The sequence below is a fragment of the Armatimonadota bacterium genome (assembly GCA_020354555.1).
In the GTDB taxonomy this organism is placed as follows: Bacteria; Armatimonadota; Hebobacteria.
Window position 1 is genome coordinate 3534302 of record CP070648.1, and the last position, 2671, is coordinate 3536972.

At 66.9% G+C, this 2671-nt stretch carries 3 protein-coding genes; all 3 read left to right on the forward strand.

Annotated elements, in window-relative coordinates; translation table 11 throughout:
* Positions 1–827, forward strand: an 827-nt coding sequence (locus JSV65_14450) for a hypothetical protein (protein UCH33753.1), incomplete at its 5' end; no start/stop codon positions are given.
* A gap of 46 nt (positions 828–873) precedes the next feature.
* Complete coding sequence (locus JSV65_14455) at positions 874–2127, forward strand: glycosyltransferase family 39 protein (protein UCH33754.1); 1254 nt, start codon at positions 874–876, stop codon at positions 2125–2127.
* An 18-nt stretch (positions 2128–2145) separates the two neighbouring features.
* Positions 2146–2671, forward strand: a 526-nt coding sequence (gene lptC, locus JSV65_14460) for an LPS export ABC transporter periplasmic protein LptC (protein ID UCH33755.1), incomplete at its 3' end; no start/stop codon positions are given.

Consider the following 2671-nt stretch of genomic DNA (forward strand, 5'->3'; position numbering starts at 1 on the left):
ACCGCGCGGAGCAGCTCGGCTTTGGCATCGGGCGGTCGCCGCTGTCACTGCTGCTCGTGCCGTGGAATCTGACGATGTACGGGCACATGTTCTCCAACTTCCCGGAGCGCCCGCTGGTGTACACCTCCATCGGCCCGTTGATCCTCGCGCTGGTGCCGGGGTTGCTCTTGTTCGGCAGGCTCGACAAGCGGGTGAAGTTCCTGCTCATCTACTCCGTCGTGGCCCTAGGCGTGTGGTTCGCGCTCAGCCAGCACATTCGCTACGCGATACCGGTCCTGCCCGCGCTGGCGCTGTGCGCCGGGTTCGCGGGGGGCGAGATACTCGGCAAGGGCCACAAGGAACTCCGCGCGCTGGCGATACCGGCGATTGCGCTGGTCTGCGTGCTGTCGCTTGCCGGGTTTGCGCTGCTCGTCGCTGACGGCGTGCCGGCGGTGTTGGGGTCGGAGACGGACGAGGCATATCTCTCGCGCACACTCGACGGCCTCTACGCCATGGCGGCCGTCATCAACGACCTCCCCTCGGGCTCGAAGGTCATCATGTACGGCGAGACGCGCGGCTTCTACTTCGATACCCCGTACATGTGGGGTAATCATCATCACAACATGATCCCGTACGACCGGCTGTCTGATGCAGAGGGGCTTGTCGCGGCTTATCGCTCGCTCGGGGTCACCCACGTGTTGATGACCGCGCAGTTCATGAAGGCGGTTAACGGCCGGGGCAGCCCGCTCGGCGCATTGCTTGCCGACAGCCTGGAGCAGCACAGGCTCCTGCGAATCGCCATGCGCGGCGACCTCATACTGCTGCGCATCGCGGAGGCGGGCGCCTGACATGCCTCCCCGCCGGAAAACGCGCAAGGCGAAGGCCGAGGTGCGGATGCCCGCCCCGCAACGTGAAGGAGTCACTCGTGTCCTCGCATTCATCGCAGTCGCGTACGTCATCATCGCCGCGGCGTATGCGCTAACCATACCATTCGGCCGGGCTCCCGACGAATCTGCGCACCTGCCATACGTCGCGTACCTGGCGGACCGCGAAGGCTTGCCGGTATTTCGGGCTGGGGAGGGCAGCTACGAGTACCACCAAGCGCCGCTGTATTACGCAGCGGCGGTACCGGCGTATTACGCCGGACGGGCGCTCGCGCCGGGACGCGAGTACGTCGCGGTCCGGCTCTTCGGAATACTGCTTGGGCTGTGCGTCGTTTACTTCACCTACCGCCTAGCCCGGGAGTTCTGCCCCCGCCGACCGTGGCTCGCCGTAGGCAGCGCGGGCTTCGTCGCGTTCCTGCCCATGCACGTCGCGCTCAGCGCATCGGTGACGAATGATGTCGCTGCCGAGGTGCCGATCGCGGCGGGCTTGTGGTTGCTGTTGGTCGGATTGCGCGACGGCTGGACGTGGCGGCGCGTCGCGGCGGTCGGCGTCCTGTGCGGGCTGGCCGTGCTCACCAAATCGTCGGGGCTGGTGCTACTGCCGGCGGCATGGCTGGCACTCGTCCTGACGTCTCGCGACGACGGCTTCGGCCGCTTTGCCGAGCGATGGGCGGCGCTGACCGCCGCATTCCTGCTCATCTGCGGCTGGTGGCTGGTGCGCAACTGGCAGCTCTATGGAGATCCCCTGGCGTGGCGGGCGTTCCTCTTGGCATTTCAGGATCGGCCGCATCCCAGTGACCTCATCGGGGAGAACCTGACGGCGTTCAACTACGCGCTCTGGGTCACCGGGTGGACCTTCGCGAGCTTCTGGGGAGTGTTCGGGAATATGAAGGTGTTCCTGCCGACATGGGGCGTCTACATGCCGCTCGCGGTCCTTACGGCGGCGGCGCTGGCGGGCGCCTCGGCTGAGGCCGAAGGCGTTCGGCAATGGGACTCCTGGCGGAGGCGCGCGGCGTGGGTGTTACTGGCGGCGGCGGCGCTGGTAGTGGCATCCTTCGTCCGTTTCAACCTCGCTTTCTTCCAGGCACAAGGGCGATATCTCTTCCTTGCCTTGCCCGTGACGGCTATAATCATGACATCGGGCTGGGGGAGGTTGTTCCCGGAAGGCGGGCGAGCCGCGGCGTATGCGGCGCTGTGGCTGGCGCTGATGGCGCTGTCCGCGCTTGCCCTTCCGGTCTGGATTCTGCCGGCACTGTCCGGATAGGTAGGGCTGAGGCAAACGGTGAGCGTGATCTGGAGCATGCGCCAACTTGGGACGGGAAGCTGGCCCGTGTGGCGGCTTTGCGGCGTGGTCGCTCTGGGGTTGCTGGTCGCCTGCGGGCAGGGCTGCCGTCGCCGCGCCGACACGGGCGCGCCGAACGCCGGCACACCGAGCGCGCAGGCACCCGGCACCGGTTCGGACCGCGATGAGGGACGTGGGGCGGAGCCACTGGCCGGGGCGCGTGCTGAGATCGAACTCGGGGAGATCATCGTTGCGGATCCGGAAGGGAGGCGCGCGTGGCGGGCCAGCGCGGACGTGATAGAATGGGATCATGACACACAGCAGGCCGTGCTGCGGGACGTCCAATGCGTGTTTGTCGAGGACGACCGGCCAACGCTGGAAGCGAAGGCGCCCACGGTGGTTGCCGATATGGGCGAGCGCCGAGTGGTACTCGAGGGAGGGGTCGTTGCGCGATCGCGCGTCACCCGGACATCGCTGCGTGCCGACAAGGTGGAATGGAAGGCGGATGAGGAAGAGGTCTACGCGA

Excerpts from the sequence above, each read along its gene's own strand:
- JSV65_14455 (UCH33754.1), top strand. The coding sequence starts at position 874 with ATGCCCGCCCCGCAACGTGAAGGAGTCACTCGTGTCCTCGCATTCATC.